Origin of the sequence: Pandoraea aquatica (assembly GCF_902459565.1) — a bacterium.
GTDB lineage: Bacteria > Pseudomonadota > Gammaproteobacteria > Burkholderiales > Burkholderiaceae > Pandoraea > Pandoraea aquatica.
Genome location: NZ_CABPSN010000005.1, coordinates 258,990 through 278,358 on the forward strand (window position 1 = coordinate 258,990; position 19,369 = coordinate 278,358).

Annotated in this window: 18 protein-coding genes; 13 read left to right on the forward strand and 5 right to left on the reverse strand. The window is 64.1% G+C overall.

Annotated features, from left to right (window positions below):
- Position 1: 1 nt before the first annotated feature.
- The 9 genes from PAQ31011_RS18220 to PAQ31011_RS18260 all read left to right on the forward strand — a co-directional run bounded on the left by PAQ31011_RS18220 (position 2) and on the right by PAQ31011_RS18260 (position 8,721).
- Complete coding sequence (locus PAQ31011_RS18220; protein ID WP_150577145.1) at positions 2–1,099, forward strand: LLM class flavin-dependent oxidoreductase; 1,098 nt, start codon at positions 2–4, stop codon at positions 1,097–1,099.
- A 32-nt stretch (positions 1,100–1,131) separates the two neighbouring features.
- Positions 1,132–2,019 (forward strand): class II aldolase/adducin family protein, encoded by an 888-nt coding sequence (locus tag PAQ31011_RS18225; protein WP_150577146.1) that lies wholly within the window; start codon positions 1,132–1,134, stop codon positions 2,017–2,019.
- Between the two features lie 59 nt (positions 2,020–2,078).
- A complete protein-coding gene (locus tag PAQ31011_RS18230; RefSeq protein ID WP_150577147.1) occupies positions 2,079–3,131 on the forward strand; it encodes an ABC transporter substrate-binding protein in 1,053 nt (350 codons plus the stop codon).
- A 96-nt stretch (positions 3,132–3,227) separates the two neighbouring features.
- On the forward strand, positions 3,228–4,322 hold the full coding sequence (locus PAQ31011_RS18235) for an ABC transporter permease (RefSeq protein WP_425495118.1): 1,095 nt from the start codon (positions 3,228–3,230) through the stop codon (positions 4,320–4,322).
- Positions 4,316–5,167, forward strand: coding sequence for an ABC transporter ATP-binding protein (locus tag PAQ31011_RS18240; RefSeq protein WP_150577148.1), 852 nt, complete (start codon positions 4,316–4,318; stop codon positions 5,165–5,167). Before PAQ31011_RS18235 ends, PAQ31011_RS18240 begins: the two co-directional genes overlap by 7 nt.
- 93 nt (positions 5,168–5,260) lie before the next feature.
- A complete protein-coding gene (locus PAQ31011_RS18245; RefSeq protein ID WP_150577149.1) occupies positions 5,261–6,499 on the forward strand; it encodes a c-type cytochrome in 1,239 nt (412 codons plus the stop codon).
- Positions 6,500–6,565: 66 nt separating this feature from the next.
- On the forward strand, positions 6,566–7,534 hold the full coding sequence (locus tag PAQ31011_RS18250) for an ABC transporter substrate-binding protein (RefSeq protein WP_150577150.1): 969 nt from the start codon (positions 6,566–6,568) through the stop codon (positions 7,532–7,534).
- 196 nt (positions 7,535–7,730) lie between these two features.
- Positions 7,731–8,372: a LysE family translocator gene (locus tag PAQ31011_RS18255; RefSeq protein WP_150577151.1), complete on the forward strand. Its 642-nt coding sequence runs from the start codon at positions 7,731–7,733 to the stop codon at positions 8,370–8,372.
- A gap of 103 nt (positions 8,373–8,475) precedes the next feature.
- Positions 8,476–8,721, forward strand: a complete 246-nt coding sequence (locus PAQ31011_RS18260) for a DUF3820 family protein (protein WP_150577152.1) — start codon at positions 8,476–8,478, stop codon at positions 8,719–8,721.
- A 5-nt stretch (positions 8,722–8,726) separates the two neighbouring features.
- Here PAQ31011_RS18260 and PAQ31011_RS18265 read toward each other — a convergent pair whose 3' ends face one another.
- On the reverse strand, positions 8,727–10,187 hold the full coding sequence (locus tag PAQ31011_RS18265; RefSeq protein WP_150577153.1) for an amidase: 1,461 nt from the start codon (positions 10,185–10,187) through the stop codon (positions 8,727–8,729).
- 281 nt (positions 10,188–10,468) lie between these two features.
- Here PAQ31011_RS18265 and PAQ31011_RS18270 point away from each other — a divergent pair, with 281 nt between their 5' ends.
- The gene (locus PAQ31011_RS18270) at positions 10,469–12,043 is read left to right on the forward strand and encodes an RICIN domain-containing protein (RefSeq protein WP_150577154.1); all 1,575 of its coding nucleotides are present in this window, start codon (positions 10,469–10,471) and stop codon (positions 12,041–12,043) included.
- Between the two features lie 67 nt (positions 12,044–12,110).
- On the opposite strand, the gene PAQ31011_RS18275 is transcribed toward PAQ31011_RS18270, so the two are convergent.
- Positions 12,111–12,905, reverse strand: coding sequence for a substrate-binding domain-containing protein (locus PAQ31011_RS18275; RefSeq protein WP_150577155.1), 795 nt, complete (start codon positions 12,903–12,905; stop codon positions 12,111–12,113).
- A gap of 101 nt (positions 12,906–13,006) precedes the next feature.
- Positions 13,007–14,320, reverse strand: coding sequence for an MFS transporter (tcuC, locus tag PAQ31011_RS18280; RefSeq protein ID WP_150577156.1), 1,314 nt, complete (start codon positions 14,318–14,320; stop codon positions 13,007–13,009).
- Between the two features lie 313 nt (positions 14,321–14,633).
- On the opposite strand from tcuC, the gene PAQ31011_RS18285 reads away from it, so the two are divergent.
- Positions 14,634–15,605 carry a LysR family transcriptional regulator gene (locus PAQ31011_RS18285; protein WP_246179645.1) on the forward strand — a complete coding sequence of 324 codons (972 nt, stop codon included), beginning with the start codon at positions 14,634–14,636 and terminating at the stop codon, positions 15,603–15,605.
- A gap of 119 nt (positions 15,606–15,724) precedes the next feature.
- The gene (locus PAQ31011_RS18290) at positions 15,725–16,153 is read left to right on the forward strand and encodes a hypothetical protein (protein WP_150577157.1); all 429 of its coding nucleotides are present in this window, start codon (positions 15,725–15,727) and stop codon (positions 16,151–16,153) included.
- Between the two features lie 119 nt (positions 16,154–16,272).
- Here PAQ31011_RS18290 and PAQ31011_RS18295 read toward each other — a convergent pair whose 3' ends face one another.
- Positions 16,273–17,460 (reverse strand): alpha-hydroxy acid oxidase, encoded by a 1,188-nt coding sequence (locus PAQ31011_RS18295; RefSeq protein ID WP_150577158.1) that lies wholly within the window; start codon positions 17,458–17,460, stop codon positions 16,273–16,275.
- A gap of 66 nt (positions 17,461–17,526) precedes the next feature.
- Positions 17,527–18,000 carry an Lrp/AsnC family transcriptional regulator gene (locus tag PAQ31011_RS18300; protein WP_039396747.1) on the reverse strand — a complete coding sequence of 158 codons (474 nt, stop codon included), beginning with the start codon at positions 17,998–18,000 and terminating at the stop codon, positions 17,527–17,529.
- A 269-nt stretch (positions 18,001–18,269) separates the two neighbouring features.
- Here PAQ31011_RS18300 and PAQ31011_RS18305 point away from each other — a divergent pair, with 269 nt between their 5' ends.
- A complete protein-coding gene (locus PAQ31011_RS18305; RefSeq protein ID WP_150577159.1) occupies positions 18,270–19,364 on the forward strand; it encodes a porin in 1,095 nt (364 codons plus the stop codon).
- Positions 19,365–19,369: the final 5 nt, after the last annotated feature.

Sequence of the window (19,369 nt, forward strand, 5' to 3'; positions counted from 1 at the left end):
CATGAGCGTAGAAATCATCGGCATGATTCAAAGCAGTAAGCAATCCGAAATTCATCCCAAGCAAGGTGCCGCCGTCGACCGCGACTACGTGCGCAACTTTGCGCGCGCTCACGAGCAATCCGGCTTCGACCGCATTCTCGTGCCGCACCACTCCACCAGCCCGTCGGCCACGCTCACAATCGCTTATGCCTCGACCGTGACCGAGAACATCCACTTCATGCTCGCGCATCGTCCGGGCTTCGTTGCACCGACGCTGGCCGCGCGTCAGATCGCCACGCTCGACCAGTTCAGCGGTGGACGTCTCGGCGTTCACTTCATCTCCGGCGGATCGGACGAAGAGCAGCAGCGCGACGGCGACTTCCTGCTGCACGACGAGCGCTATGCACGCACCGACGAATACCTGAGCATCCTGCGCCGGATCTGGACGGAAGACACGCCGTTCGATCACGACGGCAAGTACTACCGCTTCAAACAGGGCTTCTCCGAGGTCAAGCCTGTGCAGCAGCCGCATGTGCCGATCTTCTTCGGCGGGGCGTCGGAAGCCGCACTGGAAGTCGCGGCCAAACACGCCGACATCTATGCGCTGTGGGGCGAATCGCTCGATCAGGTGCGCGACATCACCACGCGCGTGCGGGCTGCGGCCGCCGTGCATGGCCGCACGCCGCGCTTCTCGGTGTCGTTCCGCCCGGTGCTGGCCGAGACCGAAGCGAAGGCGTGGGAACGCGCAGACAAGATCCTGGCGCAAGCCAAAGCGATCCGCGAAGCCGCCGGTGTGCCGCAAGGTTCGGCGCTGCAAAGCGAAGGCGCACGACGCCTGCTCGCGGCGGCCGACAAGGGCGCACGCCTGGACAAAGTGTTGTGGACGGAGATCGCCAAGCTCATCGGCGGACGCTCGAACTCGACGGCCCTGGTCGGCACGCCCGAGCAAGTCGCCGACGCGCTGCTCGACTACTACGACCTCGGCGTCACAACGTTCCTGATTCGCGGCTTCGATCCGCTGGGCGACGCCATCGACTACGGCCGCGAGTTGATCCCGCGTCTGCGCACGCTGGTCGCCGAGCGCGACCGTCAGAACGACGCCACGCGCCGCGCCGCCTGAACGGCGTCCCCACCCAACACGGAGAAAACACAATGGCTGCCGTTCTGCCCGTCGACACGCACAGTTTTGGACGTACCACGTCCACCACGTCCACCCCGACCCGTACCACGCCGACCGGTCTCGTGCTCAACGCCGCGCCGCAACAGCGTTTCTGGTTTGACGCACCGCCCGTGCGCAGCGACATCCTCACTGAGCGCCGCCATCGTCAGACGCGGCTCGCTGCGGCGTTCCGCATCTTCGCGCGTCACGGCTTCGACCTTGGGCTGGCCGGTCACATCACCGCACGCGATCCGGAGTTGCCCGACCACTTCTGGGTCAATCCGCTGGGCGTGCACTTCTCGCGCATCAAGGTCTCCGATCTGCTGCTCGTGAACGCCAAGGGTGAAACCGTGGTCGGCGACCGTCCCCTGAACAAGGCCGCGTTTGCGATTCACGCGGCGATCCATGAAGCGCATCCGCATCTGGTCGCCGCCGCGCACACGCACTCGACCTATGGCAAAGCGTGGTCGACGCTGGGTCGTCCGCTCGATCCGCTCACGCAGGACTCCTGCGGCTTCTTCGAAGACCACGCCCTGTTCGACGACTTCACCGGCATGGTGGTCGACGGCAGCGAAGGCGACCGCATCGCGCACGCGCTGAACAAGCCCGACGGCAGCGGCACGGTCAAGGGCGTCATCCTGAAGAACCACGGCATTCTCACCGCCGGTCCGAGCGTCGAAGCCGCCGCGTGGTGGTACATCGCGCTGGAGAACGTGGCGCACACGCAATTGCTCGCCGAAGCGGCAGGTACGCCCCAGCCCATCGACGAAGCGACGGCACGTCACACGCACAGTCAGGTTGGCGGTCCGGAAGGCGCGCTGTATTCGTTCGAAAGCCTTTACGAGGGGCTCGTCGAAGCCGAGCCCGACCTGCTCGACTGAAGCGGTCGACCGAAGCACCGCACACACAAACATCAGAAATCAATAGGGGAGTCGTACCCATGAAGTTTCGCCACACCGACAAGACCACAGGCGTTGCCAGCATTTCCACGCCAACCGATGTGCACGCCGGTCGCCGCAAGGTGCTGCGTGCAGGCACCGCTGTCGCGCTCGCCGCACCTGCCCTGCTGCTCGGCCGTCCGGCATGGTCGCAGCCGAAGAAGCTCACCTTTGCGTGGAACCAGAACTCGTTCTGCCTGACGCCCATCGTCGCCGCACAGGAGCGCGGCTTCTTCGAGAAAAACGGCCTGCAAGTCGACCTCATCAACTACAGCGGATCGACGGACCAGCTCCTCGAATCCATTGCCACCGGCAAGGCAGACGCCGCCGTGGGCATGATTCACCGCTGGCTCAAGCCGCTCGAATCGGGCTTCGACGTGAAGATCATCGGCAGCTCGCACGGCGGCTGCGTGCGCCTGCTCGGCTCGAAGGCAGCGGGCATCACCTCGCTCGCAGCCCTCAAGGGCAAGACGGTTGGCGTGTCGGATCTGGCCGCGCCAGGCAAGCACTTCTTCCAGATTCTGCTGGCGAAGAACGGCATCGACGCCGAGCGTGACATCACGTGGCGTCAGTACCCGGCCGACCTGCTGGGCGTGGCCGTGGACAAGGGGGAAATTCAGGCGATTGCCGACGGCGACCCGAACCTCTATCTGCTGGAGAAGCGCACCAATGGCGCTTACGTCGAGTTGGCGACGAACCTCTCCGGCGAGTACGCGCGCAAGGTGTGCTGCGTGATCGGCGCGCGCGGCGATCTCGTGCGCAACGACCGTGCTGCTGCGAGCGCGCTGGCGCGTTCCATCGTGCAGGCCACCGAGTTCGTCAACGAGAACCCGAACGAGGCCGCGAAGATCTTCGCGAAGTACTCGCCGAAGATCAGCCCCGAGGATCTGCGCAAGTTGTACGCCACGCTCACCTATTCCCACCACCCGACCGGCGTGGACCTGCGCGACGAAATCGCGTACTTCGCCGACGACTTCCGCCGCATCGGTGTGCTCAAGAAGACGACCGATCCGCAGAAACTCGCGCAACACGTCTACGCCAACGTGCTGGGCTGAGCGCGAATCACTGGACAAGTGACCATGAGTGCCATTCTCGACAACGCCGCCTCACGTCGCGCATTAGGCGGTGCATCGCCCGCCGGTGCGCTTGAGCTGACGGAACAGACCGAAGGGTCCGCGCTGCGGACCCGCGCAACAGGTGCGGTGGGCGCCGCCTCTGCGCCGCGCATCCCCGCCTTCGACGAGACCGAAATCGATCAGTTGTTCGCGGCTCCGCGCACGTCTGCGCTGTGGGGCACGGGCTTCGCCGCCGCGCTGGCATGGGCGGCCTTCGGTTCGCTCACGCTGCGCTGGCCGAACAAGGTCGTCGGCTTCTCCGACTGGGCCTTCACCGACGAGTTGGGGGTGTTCGCGCTGGCGGTCGCCGCCTTACTCGCCGTGCTGTCCGTCGCCGGTCGCGCGACACCGCCGCTGTTGCGACTACGTGAAGCGCTGACCGGTTCGGGGCCGTGGCTTGTGGCCATCGCAGTGGCCCTGTCCGCCTGGGAGATCCTCACGGCGAAGACCGGTTCGCTGCCCACGCCGTTCTTCGCACCGCCGCAGGCGCTCATCGAGGTCTACACGGAAGACTGGCGACGCCTCGGCGACAGCGCCGCGAACACGCTCAAGCTGCTCGGTCTGGGCTTCGGCTTCGGTGCGGTTGCGGGCTTCCTGATCGGCGTGTCGATCGGCTGGTCGCGCGCCATCGGGTACTGGGTGCATCCGGTGCTTCGCGTGCTCGGCCCCGTGCCCGCGACGGCGTTGTTGCCGCTCACGTTCTACTTCTTCCCGTCGAGCTATTCGGCGGCGGCCTTCCTCATCGCGTTGTCGACGGCGTTTCCCGTGGCCGTGCTCACGTGGTCGGGCGTTGCGGGCGTCAACAAGAGCTATTACGACGTGGCCCGCACGCTGGGCGCATCCGAAGCGTTTCTGGTGCTGCGCGTGGCGATTCCTGCCGCGCTGCCGAATGTCTTCGTCGGCCTGTTCATGGGGCTGGGTGCATCGTTCTCGGTGCTGGTGACGGCCGAAATGATGGGCGTGAAGTCCGGCCTCGGCTGGTATCTCACGTGGGCGCAAGGCTGGGCGTCTTACGTGAACATGTACGCCGCACTGATCGTCATGGCCCTGCTCTTCTCCGGCGTCATCACGCTGCTCTTCACCGTGCGCGACCGTGCACTCGCCTGGCAGAAAGGAACCGTCAAATGGTAAGCGCCGCCACTTCTTCACCCACATTCGCAGGCGCAGACATCGATGTGACGTCGCCGTCGATTCAGGACAGCGCACACTCAGCCAACGACACTGGCGCGCAGATCGACATTCAAGGGGTGAGCCACTGGTTCGGCTCGCGTCAGGCACCGTTGCAGGTGCTCGACGGCGTCGATCTGAAAGTCGCGCCCGGGGAATTCGTCGCGCTGCTCGGGCCGAGCGGTTGCGGCAAGTCCACGTTGCTGCGCCTTGTCGCCGGTCTGGAGACGGCCACGCGCGGCACGATCACACAGGACGGCACTGCCATCACGCGCCCCGACCCGTCGCGCATCGTGGTGTTTCAGGACCCGACGCTTTACCCCTGGCGAACGGTGCGTGACAACGTCTCGCTCGGTCTGCAAGCGCGTGGCGTCCTCGGAAAGGAACGTCATCGCGTCGACGCGGCACTCGCACGCGTGGGACTGTCCGAGTTCGCCGACGCCTTCCCGCATCAACTCTCGGGCGGCATGGCCCAACGCGTCGCGCTCGCTCGCGCGCTCGTGAACGACCCGCGTCTGCTCGTACTCGACGAACCGCTCGGCAAGCTCGATTCGCTCACACGGCTGGCGATGCAAAGCGAACTGGTCGAGTTGTGGCAACGCGCCGGGTTCTCGGCGCTGCTCGTCACGCACGACGTCGAGGAAGCGCTGTTCCTCGCACAGCGCGTGATCGTGTTCAGCCCGCGTCCGGCGAAGATCGTGGCGGAGCTGCATGTGGATCTGCCCTACCCGCGCCATCGCGGCGACGCTCGCATCACCGAACTGCGCCACGAAGCGCTCCGACATCTGGGGCTCGATGCAAGCTGGTAATTCTGGACTGGGCGTTGTCGTTCGTCGCATTGCAACGTCGTTGAAGTCGTCTCGCACGCTGTCATCGGACCGCCCCGGCGCGGTGTGGGGCCGATGACGTCGCCGCCCTCCCATCTCTGGCTCAATGCCTTGCTGCAAGCGTTGCAGTTCGTGCAGTCGACGTGGCTCGGCGCGCTCTATGCGCTGGGCATCACCGACGATTCGCACGGCGCACCCGCATGGCCGTGGGCGCAGCGCATCGCGGGGGAAAACCTCGTCATTGACGTGGCGCTCGCCCGGCAGTTCGCCTGGATGCTGGCGGCCATCGCGTTCGCCATCGTCTGCCTGTTGCTTGCGTTGTGCTGGCGACGTGCGTGGCGTTGGCTGACAGCGGCCGCCATCGGTGCGCTTGTGCTCTCGCCGTGGCCGTCCCCCACGTTGTGGCTAACGGCGGCCGTACCGACCAGCTTTCATTCCAGCCCGACGGGATTCACCGTGGACAGCATCGCGCGCGGCTCACGCATCTACTCGGCGCAATGCGCGGCCTGTCACGGCGCGGACGGTCGCGGCGAGGGGCCGCTCGCTGCCACGCTCAGACGTTGGCCACCCACGATGGCGAGTGCGCTGCTGAGCCGTCGTGCCGACGGGGAACTGTTCTGGCACGTGCTGTACGGCATGCGCGACGATCAGGGCGTGACGATGCCCGGCTTCGTTGGACGCCTGAGCGACCGCGAAGTGTGGGCCGCGCTCGATTACATGCGCGTGTTGTCCGCGTCCGCAGGCATGGCCGCTGGCGGAAGCTGGCCCGTGCCGATTGCGCTGCCGTCGGTCGCCGTGAAGTGCGCGGGCCGTCCCGACCGTCCGCTGGACGCATGGCGCGGCCATCAGCGCGTTCGCGTGGTGGCGGTCGATGCCGCCCATCCGCCGCCATTCGAAGATCCACGATTCCTCACGCTGCTGATCCGGCGCGACGATGGTCAGGCGACCGGACCGGCGACTGCGTCAGTGCGCAAAGTGGCTACCGTGGCCGCGCCCGGCAACGTCACGCCGCTGTTCGGCACCCGCGCGGACTGTGTTGCCGATGCGCGTGACGCGTGGCCCGTCTTCGCGCAGATCGCGGGCGCTTCGGCTGCCGGTCTGGCGGGCACCGAGTGGCTCGCGGACCGCGACGGCTGGCTGCGCGCGCTCGCCCCGGCAGGACGTCGTGGCTGGGCCGACGGGGGCCTCATGTGCACGACGTCGACCTCACTGCAAGACGGCGACACGGCGTCTGCACGCGACCCGCTCACCGCTACGCTTCGCGAGATGGACAACGACCCCGTGCGCTTCGTTAAAGGCGGCTTCGTGCACTAACGCCCATTAGGGCCCCACGACCAACACTTCAATCAAGATTTCTCCGATCCACCACAGGCTCTCACCATGACGATTTCCCGACGCCGTTTCCTGCAATACGTCACGACTTCCAGCGCCGCCGGTACGCTGACCACGCTCGCGCTGCCGGGCATCTCATTTGCGCAATCGGGACGCCCTGTCCTCAAGGCAGGCGACCAGAAAGGCGGACTGCGCGCGCTGCTCGAAGCGGCCGACGAACTGAAGCAATTGCCGTACGACATTCAGTGGACGGAATTCCCCGCCGCCGCACCGCTGGCCGAAGCGCTCAACGCAGGCGCAGTCGATTGCGGACCGATTGGCGACGCCCCGGTGATCTTCGCGTTGTCCGCCGGTGCAGCCATCAAGATCATCGGTGCCAATCGTTCGGACGCTTTCGGCACCGCCGTGCTCGTGCGTCCGGACGCGACGCTGCGCACCGCAGCCGACCTCAAGGGCAAGAACATCGGCACGACGCGCGGCTCCATCGGGCACTTCGTCACGCTCAAGGCGATCACGGCGGCCGGGCTTGCGCCGGGCGACGTCAATTTCCGCTTCCTCCCGCCCGCCGATACGATCACAGCACTGGCAAGCGGCTCGGTCGACGCCTGGGCCACGTGGGAGCCCTATACGGCTGTGGCGGAAACCACGGGGCGTGCGCGGGTGCTCGTGAACGGTCGGGGACTCTGGTCGGGCCTGAGCTATCTCGCAGCGACAGACGCCGCCATCGCCACCAAACAAGAGGTGCTGCGAGACTTTCTGGCCCGAGCGGTGCGCGCGCAGGTCTGGTCTTACCAGCACGTGGACGCGTACTCGGCCGCGATGGCGCGCATCATCGGTATTCCCCCGGAAGCGGCCAAGCTCCAGTTCTCGCGTCGGGCCACGAAATGGCGCAACATCGACGACGCACTCGTCGCCGAGCAGCAACGCACCGCGGATTTCTACGCGCAGGTCGGATTACTGCGTCAGCCGCTCGACGTCCGGCCGACCTTCGACCGGCGCTTTGCGATCAAGGTCTGAGGCGTGGCAAGACGGAACATCTGAGTGAATGACGCCGAGTCGGTCGCTACCCAACTGGCTCGGTGGATTTCATGCGAACTGTCTATGGCGCGAGGCGAGTCGCGCGCCGACACTCTGACGATTCCCCGTCAGATTGCCCGTCCGCTGGCCCCTCATAGGGCATCGGTCATCGGGCCTAAGGTCCATAGGGTCCGCCATGATCGTCAGCACCGCGCTCTCCGCCCATCTTCTGGTCGCCTTCACGGCGTACTTCGTCAACGCCGCGAGTCCCGGTCCGAGCAATCTCGCGATCATGTCCATCGCCGCGAACCATGGACGCCGTCCGGCGCTCACGTTCGCACTGGGCGTCATGTCCGGCTCATTGTTCTGGGCGGCGGTCGCCATGCTCGGGATCTCGGCCACGCTGCTGGCTTATGCGCAGTTCCTCGTCGCGCTCAAGCTCTTCGGCGGTGCTTACTTGCTGTGGTTGGCGTTCAAGTCGGGACGTGCGGCACTGAGGCCCTCAAAAGCGGCGACCTTCGTGCCGATGGACGCCAACGGCGTGTTGTCCCTCAAGCGCCTCTATGTGCGCGGCACGCTGTTCCATCTCACCAATCCGAAGGCCGTGCTGGGGTGGATGTCTGTGGTCGCGCTGTCGTCGGGACCGGACGGGACCATGCCGGTGGCTGTCGTGCCCGGCTGCGCAATGCTCGGGCTGATGATCTTCTGCGGCTACGCAATGCTGTTCTCGACGCAAACCGCTCGACGCGTGTACCTCAGAATCCGCCGTTGGCTCGACGGCTGCCTGGCTGTCGTCTTCGGTGCGGCGGGCTGGCAGTTGCTGACGTCGCGGGTTTGACTGACCGGGGCTTACCCGGCATCGCCCAAGGCGCGACATCCGTCAGCTGTGATAGCGTGACGCTTTCCGTCTCACCGCCCCGCTTCGCCTGGCACCTGTCCCCATGCTCGATTTCGACGCCGACGCACTCATGCGTCTCGTAACCACGCCCATGCCGTACGGCAAGCACAAGGGCACGATGATCGCCGACCTGCCGGGGAACTACCTCAGTTGGTTCGCCCGCGAAGGCTTTCCCCCCAACGAGATCGGCCGTCTGCTCGCGCTGATGCACGAGATCGACCATAACGCGCTTGGCGAATTGCTGAGGCCGCTGCGCGCGCAGGCGCAGCAGGCCTCACACCGGAAGTAAGACGCTCAGCGCCCTGCGAGCATCGGCGGCAAACGACGACGCACCCACTGCGTCTGCTGCTCGTGCGCATGCGCCAGTTGCAGCACGGCGAGGTCGGCCTGCGCCGGGCCGATGATCTGCATGCCCATCGGCAACCCGCGCGCGTCGAACCCGACCGGCACGCTGATCGCCGGCAAGCCCGCGAGCGTCGGGCCAATCACGACTTCCATCCAGCGGTGATAGGTATCCATCGACTTGCCCGCGACCTCGGACGGCCAGTGCGTCTCGACGTCGAACGGGAACACCTGAGCCGACGGCAGCAGCAGGAAGTCGTAACGTTCGAAGAGCCGCGCCAGTGACCGGTACCACTCGCTGCGGTCGATGGACGCGCGAAACACGTCGGCCGCGCTCAGCGTTTTGCCGCCCTCCACTTCCCATCGCGCTTCCGGTTTGAGCTTCTCGCGACGCACCGGATCGGCGTACATCTCGCCGAGCGAGCCGTTCACCATCCAGTGACGCAGCGTGAGCCACGTCTGCCACAGCCGCTCAGGCGCAAAGTCGGGCGCGCACGCCTCGACCTCGCATCCCATCGCGCTGAAATCCTTCAGCGACGCCTCGCACAGCGCCATCACACCCTCTTCCATCGGCAGATAGCCACCGTAGTCACCCAGCCAGCCGAGTTTCACGCCCTTGACATCACGCTGCAAGGCACCGGCGAAGCGTGACGCGCCGTTCGCAATGGACAGCGGGCTGCGCTTGTCGTAGCCGGACTGCGTGTCGAGCAATTGCGCGACGTCGGCGACCGTGCGTCCCATCGGTCCTTCGGTGCTCATTTGCTGCACGAAGACTTCCGGTGCCGGACCATACGGCACGCGGCCTTGCGACGGCCGGAATCCGTAGACGTTACCGAATGCCGCCGGGTTGCGCAGCGAGCCCATGAAGTCGCTTCCGTCGGCCACCGGCAACAGGCGCAACGCCAGTGCGCTGCCCGCGCCGCCGCTACTTCCACCGGCAATACGCGTGGGGGCATAAGCGTTGCCCGTGGTGCCGAAAACAGGGTTGTAGCTGTGCGAACCGAGTCCGAACTCGGAGACGTTCGTCTTGCCGATGAAGATGGCCCCCGCCGCGCGAATGCGCGACACACTGATGCTGTCCTGCGTGTCCGGCGCGTCGGAGGTCAACGGCGACCCCTTGCGCGTGGGCAATCCGGCACACGACGCGATGTCCTTCACCGCATGCGGCATGCCATGCATCCAGCCGAGCGACTCACCGCTGGCCAGTTGACGGTCGCGTGCGTCGGCCTCAGTGAGCAGCGTCTGCGCGTCGCGCAGTGACACGATGGCATTGACCTCTGGGTTGTACTGCGCGATGTGCGCGAGATACGCCTGCATGACCTCGCGGCAGGACACGCGACGACTGTGAATGGCGTCGGACAGCGCCAGCGCGTCGAGCGCGACGATGTCGTTCAGGTTCGGCACTGCGGCCATATATGTCTCCTCGCTATCCATGGAATCGATGGTATCGACGTCGTCCGGTGCGACGTCCTTATCCGGCAGGTACGTGGTACGTCATTGTCGACCAATCCGGCCTCGACGCCGAAGCGAAAAATTATTTCACATATTCGCTATCGGGATTCGCTCATCCGCAGCGATCACGGACCGCGAGGAAAACACTCGAATTCACGCGCTTTTCCTCTCGCTCGCGGGCAATGCTCCTAGCCTCTTTTGACGCTCTTCTGGCTCCCCCTCCCCCCGATAAGGAATGGCAAATGAAGCATCGACTGATGGCGGTTGCGATGGTGTCGGCACTGATCTGCGCCCCGGCGCTCAGCGCGCCCGCGGCAGGCCCGGGACCGATCAAGGCGTTCAAGGGCGACGCGCTTGCGTGTCTGAACGCGTCAGCCGATGGCGACAACATCTCGCTGGAGGCATGCGACGGATCGAAAGGCCAGTTATGGCGAATCGACCCCGTGGACACAGGAAACTACTTCATCCACAACTCGGACGACGACTCGCGGTGCCTGACCGCCGTGCCCTGGTCTGGCGGGCTGGTGCTCAAACAGTGCGACGGGGATTTGAGCCTTGCCGACACGTGGATCATCGGCGAGGGGCGCAAAGGGGGAATGTTGCTCAGGAACGGGGCCTTCAGCGATCCCGAAAAGCAGCAGAGTCTGAATTACGACGCGAAACGTCAGCAGCTCGGCCTCTCACCGTCATCGGACGCGACGGACACGCAGTGGTATCGGCTTCAGAGAACGCGCCCGCCACGTACGGACCTGATCGGCACCAAGAAGCTGCTTTTCGTTCCGGTCAGCTTCACCGATTACCCCTACAACTACCCAAGTGAGATTCTGGACATCTTGTTCGGAACTGAGCCGGGCATGCGTCCCTTCAGTTTTTGGGGTTACATCGACGAGGTGTCGAGAGGGAAATTGAATCTTGTCGATGCCCGACCGGACGCTCGCAAACATCCGGTGCCGGAGATCGTCGACCTCGGCGCAGTCCCAGAAAATTGCGATCCGGAAGCCATAATAAAAGCAACGCAGGACGCTCTACATGCCAAAAAGATCGATCTGAGCCAATACGATTACTTCCTTATCGACACGCCAATGAATGTTGGCGCCTGTTACGGCAAGGACTTCGCCGAGCCCTCAAATCGATGGATGGTGTCGATGGGTCTGGGAGGGGTGCGCTGGATCGCCCCATTGTTTGGACGCATAGCAGGGTTCTCTGACGCGACGACCATTGGGAACTGCAAACAGAATCACGGTCAATGGCACCTCAATGCAAACTGCACGACAACGACCATGGAGGACATCACCGATCCGATGTCTTTGTTACACAACGGAACGTATCCCGTGAACTACCAGCGTTACGCCGGTTGGCTTACCGAAGACGACGATCCACTCGTGTTGGACGCCGACCCGAGCACCACGTTCACACTGGCGGCGATTTGGACCAAACGCCCCGCCGGTTCACATGGAAGCCCGGCGGGAGCCGCCGCGCCGGTCGGCCTCCGAATTCCTCGCAAAGACGGCTCCGAATTGCAGCTGGAATATCGTCGCCCCGATAAGCGCTTCGACGATTGGGACGATAACTCCCCATTGGCAACCGGTGTCACCATCCGGGTATCGAACCCACTGGAGAACATCATCGCGAGTTCGATTGTCGACCCAACCAATACCCCGTCAGGCCCACGACCGGTGCAAACGTCGCTGCAAGTCGGTCAGTCGCTGTACGACGATCTTTCGCAACGGATCATCACCGTGCTGGGCGTCGACGGCAACGTCGCGAAAATTCAGATCAAACCGATGACCGGACCGGCAACAACGGAAGACCAGTAAGGCGAGCAAAAAAAACGGCCCGACGAAAGTCGGGCCGCGTCGGCTTTCATACCGGAGGTCGCAGTGCTCAGTGCGCCAGCGGATCCAGACCGGTCGAAGCGACATCCTTCGCCACGGACGGCGCAGCCATATACGTCAGCAACTTCTTGCCTTCTTCCGGATGCGGTGCGCTCACGGGCACGCCACCGGCGAAGCGCGTGACCGATTGCAGCGACTCGGGAATCTTGCCCGCGTAGGCAATGCCCTTGACGGGCAGCAGTTCGCTGACCTGTTGCAGACCCAGTGCGTAATCACCCGCCGCAACCTTCTCGGCCACAGGCGTCTTCTGCACCATCACCGCTTTGCCTTGCATCTGCTCGGCAATGCCCAGTTTCTTGAACAGTTCGCGCTCGACATACACGCCGCTCGCGCTGTCCGAGTACGCGACCGACTTGGCCGCCAGCAACGCTGCCTTCAGCTTCTCCGGCGTGCTCACGTCAGGCACGACCTCGCCCGCCTTCACCACGACGCCGATGCGCGAGTCGGCCAGATCGACGCGCGAGTCCGCACGGACCTTACCTGCCTTGATGAGGTCGTCGAGCGCGTAACCGACCATGATCACGACGTCGGCCGATTCGCCACGCGCCAACCGGTTCGGGATCGCCTCGGGCGCCTTACCCATCGACGGCCCCCACGCCGTGTCGACGTGATCGCCGCTCGCGGCTTCAAACTTCGGCAGCAGCAGCTTGTACGCCGCCGTGAAACCGCCTGAGTTCATCACGTTCAGATTTTCTGCGCTCGCCGGTGCGGCGCCGAGCGTCGCCGTCAGAACGATGCCTGCGCCCAGTGCGCTCAGCAAACGTCGCGTCGAAATGGCTTTCATGGTGTGACCTGTCTCTCGTTATTGTGCGTTGGGATGATGCGGACGCCGTTGTTTCGCGGCGTCCGGTATCCGGTGATGTTTTGTGTTGTCAGTCAGCTAAATCAGCCGGCCGCAAGTCCGGCCGGGTTCTGACCGCCGCGGCGGCCACGATAGAGCGCCAGCGTCGCGCAGATGGCGCACAGTGCGGCGAAGCTCATCCAGTAACCCGGTGCAGCCTTGTCGCCCGTCGCGTGAATCAGATACGTCGACAGAGCGGGCGTGAAGCCGCCGAAGAGCGCCGTTGCGAGGCTATACGCGAGCGAGAAACCCGCGACGCGCACATCCGGCGGCATGACTTCGGTGAGCGCCGGGATCATCGCGCCGTTGTACATGCCGTACAGGAACGAGAGCCACAGCAGCGCGACCAGCATGCGCGTGAAGCTCGGGGCCTGCACGAGGAACGACAGCACCGGGTACGCCGTCAGCAGCGTGAGACCGGCAAACAGCAGCAACACCGGACGACGCCCGATACGGTCCGACAACGTACCGCCGATCGGCAACCAGATGAAGTTCGACACACCCACGCATAGCGTGACGAGCAGCGCGTCCGCGCTCGACAGGTGCAGCACGCTCTTGCCGAACGTCGGCGCGTAGACGGTGATGAGGTAGAACGCCGTCGTGGTCAGCGCCACGAGCATGGTGCCGCCGATCACGACGCCGAGGTTCGCCGCCATCGAGCGGAAAACTTCGCTGACCGACGGGTGACGCTTGCGTGCCTTGAACTCGTCGCTTTCCTGAAGCGAGCGGCGCAACGCGAAGATCACCGGCACGATCATGCAGCCCACGAGGAACGGCAGACGCCAGCCCCACGACGCGATCTGCTGCGCAGTGAGCGTGAGCGACAACGTAAAGCCGAGCGCCGCCGAGACGACGATGGCGACCTGCTGGCTGGCCGACTGCCAGCTCGTGTAGAAACCCTTGCGGCCCGGCGTGGCGATTTCCGCGAGATACACGGACACGCCGCCGAGTTCGGCACCGGCCGAGAAGCCTTGCAGCAAACGGCCGATCAGCACCAGCACGGGAGCGGCGAGACCGATGGTTTCGTAGCCGGGCACGAAGGCGATGAGGATCGTGCCGCTCGCCATGATGGCCAGCGTCGTGACCAGCCCTTTGCGACGGCCGACGTTATCGATATAAGCCCCCAGCACGATGGCGCCGAGCGGACGCATCAGGAAGCCTGCGCCGAAGACGGCGAAGGTCAGCATGAGCGATGCAAACTCACTGTCCGTCGGGAAGAAGACGCGCGAAATCTGGGTGGCGTAGAAACCGAACAGGAAGAAATCGAATTGTTCGAGGAAGTTACCGGCGGTGACGCGAATGACCGCGCCGACTTTCGAGGGTTGACGCGAAACCGCGTCTTGGGGGCGCTGTGACATGCGCTGTCTCCGTGTTGCCTGCGGCCCGGGGGGTCGGGCCGAGATTAATCGTCGCACTGCGTCTCTGCCAGGACGTGTCGGGCCGTCACGGACGCTTGATGAAGCCGCTAATGTTGCGCCGGAAGTTCCGCGCTTGTGAATTGCAAGTTTTGGAAGGATTGATGCACATACGCTATCAATGGCAGGATGCTAATGCACCTACCGAGCGGTAACACGTTACACTCTGCGCCGCGCCGGTATTTGCCCGCGTCCCCTTGCCATTAAGGGTTTCCGGGTCCGCCGTGTGCTTGTACGGCATTCATTCCCCCATGTCATGGCGATCAACTTCGATCTGAACGATCTGCAGGCCTTTCGCGCCGTCGCGCAACTCGCGAGCTTCCGCCGCGCGGCCGAGTCGATCCATCTCTCCCAGCCCGCGCTCTCGCGTCGCATCGACAAGCTCGAAGACGCGTTGGGCGTCAAACTCTTCGAGCGCAGTACGCGTCGTGTGGCGCTGACCAACGTCGGGCGGGCCTTCGCCCGAGATGCCGAGCGGATTCTCGACGATCTCGACAACGCGCTGCTTGGGATTCGCGACGTAGCATCTTCCAGCCTAGGTCATGTGACGATTGCCTGTGTGCCGTCGGCCGCCTATTACTTCATGCCGCAAGTGATCTCGCGCTATCACCGGGCCTTCCCGCGCATTCGGGTCTCGGTGCTCGACGCGAGCGCCAACGAAGTGTTGGCAGCCGTGGTGAACGGCGACGCCGATTTCGGGCTGAATTTCATCGGCAGTCAGGAGCCGAACATCGAGTTCAAGCTGCTGTTGCAGGAGCGGTACGTGGCGGCATGCCGTCGCGATCATCCGCTGGCGGGCAAGAAGCGCGTGACGTGGCGCGAGCTTTACGAGTACGACTACATCACCGTCGGCAAGGCCTCGGGCAACCGGCTGTTGCTCGATCAGGCGCTGACCGGGTTGCCGCAACGTCCGCCGAGTATTTGCGAGACGCAGCACGTCACGACGATGATCGGGCTGGTGGAAGCGGGTCTGGGCGTCGCGGCCGTGCCGACGATGGCGATGCCGGGCAGCGGTCATCCGTTGCTCACGAGTGTGCCGCTGGTCGATCCGGTGGTGACGCGTCGCATGGGAATGATTCGCAGCAAGGCGCGTCCGCTCTCGCCGGCGGCGGCGCAGTTGTACCGCTTCGTGGCGGAGATGAAGGTGGGGGCGCGACGGCGCGCGGCGGACGTGGAGACGCCGGACATCGACGGTGGAGAGAATGTCGATAGCGTCGATGCGTCGTGATTGCACGCACCGAAACACTTTGTTACCCGTCTTACGAGAAGTGAAACATTAGGGCGACGGCGGCGCAGCGGGGTCTCTTTATACTTGCGTCGCGTTCATCCGAATTCTAATCAAGACTCATGTTCAAGCGAATTTTTCCGATCGTGGCGATGGCCACGCTGGCTGCAACGACCTCTCTGAGCGCGAGCGCCAGTGATATGAACAATGCCCTCGGCGGTGCGCTGGGCGGCGTAGCCGGCGCGGCCGTGGGCGGCGCGCTGGGTGGGAGTACCGGTGCGGTGCTGGGCGGTGCGGTCGGCGGGGGTGCCGGCGGCGCGATCACGTCGAACCGTCGCGAGCGCACAGGCGCGATTCTCGGCGGTGCGTTGGGCGGTGGCGCGGGTACGGCGGCGGGCAATGCCATGGGCGGACGCTCGGGCGGCCTGATTGGAGCTGCCGTCGGCGGTGGTGCCGGTGCGGCGCTCGGCGGCAACATGTCCCGCTCCAGCTCGTACGACGACGACCACTATCGCGGCAAGCGTCGCGGTCATCGCAAACATCATCATTGATGCAGGGTGTCGGGCGTGTCTGACCTCAGACCGCCCGAACTTCAAGCCGCTTTCCTGGTACGGAAACGAAAAAAGCCGCAGCGAGTCGCTGCGGCTTTTCTGATTGACGCGGGGGCTAGCTAGCGGCCGCCCGGCTCCGGCAAGTACGGGCCGATGCCCGTAGGGTAGCTGCCCGGGATCAGCATCGACGGGTCGAGACGGTCGACGGTCGTGCGGCCCGTGAGCGCCATCGTCACGTCCATCTCCTTTGCAATCACCTCCAGCGCGCGACGCACACCGGCCTCCCCCATCGCGCCCAGACCGTACAGGAACGGACGCCCGATCAGCGTGCCCTTCGCGCCCAGCGCCATCGCCTTGATCACGTCCTGCCCCGAGCGAATCCCGCCGTCGAGCCAGACTTCCGTGTCGCGGCCCACCGCCGCCACGATGTCCGGGAGCGCGCGGATCGACGAGATCGCACCGTCCAACTGCCGGCCGCCGTGATTGCTCACCACAATGGCATCCGCCCCGGTATCGCGTGCAGCACGCGCATCCTCCGGATCGAGCACGCCCTTGAGCACCAGCTTGCCGCCCCAGCGCTTCTTGATCCACTCGACGTCGTCCCACGACAGGCACGGATCGAACTGCGCCGCCGACCACGCCGCCAGCGAGCCAATGTCGTCCACGCCCTTCGCATGCCCGACGATATTGCCGAACGTGCGACGACGCGTGCCCAGCATGCCCATGCACCAGCGCGGCTTGGTCATCATGTTCGCGATGTTCGGCAACGTGAGCTTCGGCGGAGCCGACAGTCCGTTCTTGATGTCCTTGTGACGCTGACCGCTGATTTGCAGATCCATCGTCACCATCAACGCCGAGCACCCAGCCGCCTTCGCCCGGTCGATCAGACGCTCGATGAAGTCGCGATCGCGCATGACATACAGCTGAAACCAGAACGGCGCTTTGGTGTGCGCCGCCACGTCCTCGATGGAACAGATCGACACGGTCGAAAGTGTGAACGGCACACCGAACGCCTCCGCTGCGCGCGCCGCCAGGATCTCGCCATCGGCATGCTGCATGCCGGTCATGCCCGTGGGCGCCAACGCAACCGGCATCGCCACCGACTGGCCGAGCATCGTCGTGCGCGTGCTGCGATGCTCGATGTTGACCGCCACCCGCTGACGGAAACCGATACCACCGAAATCGTCGGCGTTGGCCCGATACGTGGATTCGGTCCACGAGCCGGAATCGACATACTCGTAAAACATGCGCGGTACGCGCCGTTGCGCGAGAACCCGCAAGTCCTCGATGGTGGTGATCACTGCCATGCTGCGTCTCTTCTTTTAAGAATTCTCTCTCGTACTTTGAGAATAGTTAATATGTTCTATATTTTTTTATTTCTGCTTCACGAGGTCGACAAGCGACTGCGTGTTCTTGATTGTCTTTAGGACAATGTTCGATTGAATCGACATAACGGCCGGTGCTCGATACAGCTCATTGACGATAAAGTCGGAGTAATGCGCGAGGTTGCGCGCTCTTACCGTCAAGATGTAGTTCGCCGATCCGGTGACGATGCGCGCGGTGACCACTTCGGGCCAGTTCTGTACGGCCGCCAGAAACTTTTCATGCCACTGATCGACGTCCGGACGCAGCGTGATTTGCACTAGCGCTTCGAACTCCAGCCCGATATGCTGTGCGTCCACGATGCAGCGGTATCCGGAAATCACTCCCCGATCCTCCAGCAATTTCACCCGGCGCAGGCATGCCGACGGCGACAGCCCGACGGCATCCGCCAGTTCCTGATTGGAAATGCGGCCATTGAGTTCGAGATGGCGGAGGATACGCAGATCGGCTAGGTCGAGGTTCATCGGCAGAATCCATCAAGTTTCCCAGGATTCTGGCAGATCCTTCGATTTACCGCCAGTTGCTTGATAGAAATAGCAAGCAAATTCAATTTTTGCGTTGATATGATAGCCCTCGGCCCCGCGCCGCAAGGGTGAGACATTCCCCGTGGGGCGCTTTCAGATATTGCAGTCATCGTGCCGAGCAGAATCCGCTGTCTCCTATATCGGAAGGAACGGCGGATCGTTTTTAAAGAGCATTCATAAAACGTCTACAAGGCGTCACCAGGAGACCCATGAAGTCTGCAATTCCGGCCAGTCTGGCCATCCTCTCGGCCGCTTGCGGCCTGACCCTCAGCACCACCGCCGCAGCACAAAGTTCGGGCAACGTCACCCTGTACGGGATCGTCGACCAGAGCGTGCGCTATCAGACCAACTCGAACGCCAATAACGACGCCCTGTGGCAAGTCGCCAACGGTGCAGTGACCAACAGCCGCTTCGGCTTCAAGGGCACGGAAGACCTCGGCGGCGGCATGAAGGCGATCTTCCAGTTGGAATCGGGTATCAACCCGCAAAACGGCACGCTCGCCAACGGTCCGCGTCTGTTCGACCGTTATGCGTTCGTCGGCCTGCAAAACCAGTACGGCACGATCAAGATCGGCCGTCAGGCCACCGAGGCGTTCAACGTCTACGGCGACTTCGACCCGCTCACCATCGGCAACTACGCGAACAACTCGTGGATGTACAACATCACGCGCGGCCGTGTGGATAACGCGGTGAGCTACGCCGGCACGTTCGGCGGTCTGTCGGTCGGTGCAACGTACGGCTTCGGCAACACGGCCGGCACGATGGCTGCCAGCAACTACTGGGGTGCACGCGCCGCGTATGCGATGGGTCCGTTCCAGGTCGCCGGCGTGTATCAACAGGCGCGCGACGCTGCCAAGCGTGTGCAGCAGATGTGGGGCCTGGGCGGTATCTATAGCGTCTCCATCGCCAAGGTGTTCGTGGGCTACATGGGCGGACGCGATCGCAGCGGCTGGCTCGACGGCACGCTCAACGATCCGGCGCACACGGTCACGACGGGCAACCTGAACGACAACCCGCGCAAGGACACGACGTTCTACCTCGGCACGACCATTCAAGCGATGCCGAACCTCGCGATCACGGGCGCAGCGTACTTCGACGACATCAAGAACATCAACGCCCAGGCGGGCGATGCCGGTTCGGGCCGTCGCTACACGTACGTGCTGCTCGCCGAGTACGCACTGTCCAAGCGCACGCAGCTCTACGGCACGGTCGATTACAACAAGGTCAGCGGCGCAGCACGCGTCGAACTGCCGGGTAACTCGACACAAGTCGGTGTGGGCACAGGCATCCGCCACATCTTCTAAGCGGC

What these genes read in the sequence shown, in the direction of transcription:
- PAQ31011_RS18220 (WP_150577145.1), top strand. Translation starts at nt 2, where the DNA reads ATGAGCGTAGAAATCATCGGCATGATTCAAAGCAGTAAGCAATCCGAA.
- PAQ31011_RS18240 (WP_150577148.1), top strand. Translation starts at nt 4,316, where the DNA reads ATGGTAAGCGCCGCCACTTCTTCACCCACATTCGCAGGCGCAGACATC.
- PAQ31011_RS18245 (WP_150577149.1), top strand. Translation starts at nt 5,261, where the DNA reads ATGACGTCGCCGCCCTCCCATCTCTGGCTCAATGCCTTGCTGCAAGCG.
- PAQ31011_RS18225 (WP_150577146.1), top strand. Translation starts at nt 1,132, where the DNA reads ATGGCTGCCGTTCTGCCCGTCGACACGCACAGTTTTGGACGTACCACG.
- PAQ31011_RS18275 (WP_150577155.1), bottom strand. Translation starts at nt 12,905, where the DNA reads ATGAAAGCCATTTCGACGCGACGTTTGCTGAGCGCACTGGGCGCAGGC.
- PAQ31011_RS18250 (WP_150577150.1), top strand. Translation starts at nt 6,566, where the DNA reads ATGACGATTTCCCGACGCCGTTTCCTGCAATACGTCACGACTTCCAGC.
- tcuC (WP_150577156.1), bottom strand. Translation starts at nt 14,320, where the DNA reads ATGTCACAGCGCCCCCAAGACGCGGTTTCGCGTCAACCCTCGAAAGTC.
- PAQ31011_RS18295 (WP_150577158.1), bottom strand. Translation starts at nt 17,460, where the DNA reads ATGGCAGTGATCACCACCATCGAGGACTTGCGGGTTCTCGCGCAACGG.
- PAQ31011_RS18305 (WP_150577159.1), top strand. Translation starts at nt 18,270, where the DNA reads ATGAAGTCTGCAATTCCGGCCAGTCTGGCCATCCTCTCGGCCGCTTGC.
- PAQ31011_RS18300 (WP_039396747.1), bottom strand. Translation starts at nt 18,000, where the DNA reads ATGAACCTCGACCTAGCCGATCTGCGTATCCTCCGCCATCTCGAACTC.
- PAQ31011_RS18255 (WP_150577151.1), top strand. Translation starts at nt 7,731, where the DNA reads ATGATCGTCAGCACCGCGCTCTCCGCCCATCTTCTGGTCGCCTTCACG.
- PAQ31011_RS18265 (WP_150577153.1), bottom strand. Translation starts at nt 10,187, where the DNA reads ATGGCCGCAGTGCCGAACCTGAACGACATCGTCGCGCTCGACGCGCTG.
- PAQ31011_RS18285 (WP_246179645.1), top strand. Translation starts at nt 14,634, where the DNA reads ATGGCGATCAACTTCGATCTGAACGATCTGCAGGCCTTTCGCGCCGTC.
- PAQ31011_RS18290 (WP_150577157.1), top strand. Translation starts at nt 15,725, where the DNA reads ATGTTCAAGCGAATTTTTCCGATCGTGGCGATGGCCACGCTGGCTGCA.
- PAQ31011_RS18260 (WP_150577152.1), top strand. Translation starts at nt 8,476, where the DNA reads ATGCTCGATTTCGACGCCGACGCACTCATGCGTCTCGTAACCACGCCC.
- PAQ31011_RS18230 (WP_150577147.1), top strand. Translation starts at nt 2,079, where the DNA reads ATGAAGTTTCGCCACACCGACAAGACCACAGGCGTTGCCAGCATTTCC.
- PAQ31011_RS18270 (WP_150577154.1), top strand. Translation starts at nt 10,469, where the DNA reads ATGAAGCATCGACTGATGGCGGTTGCGATGGTGTCGGCACTGATCTGC.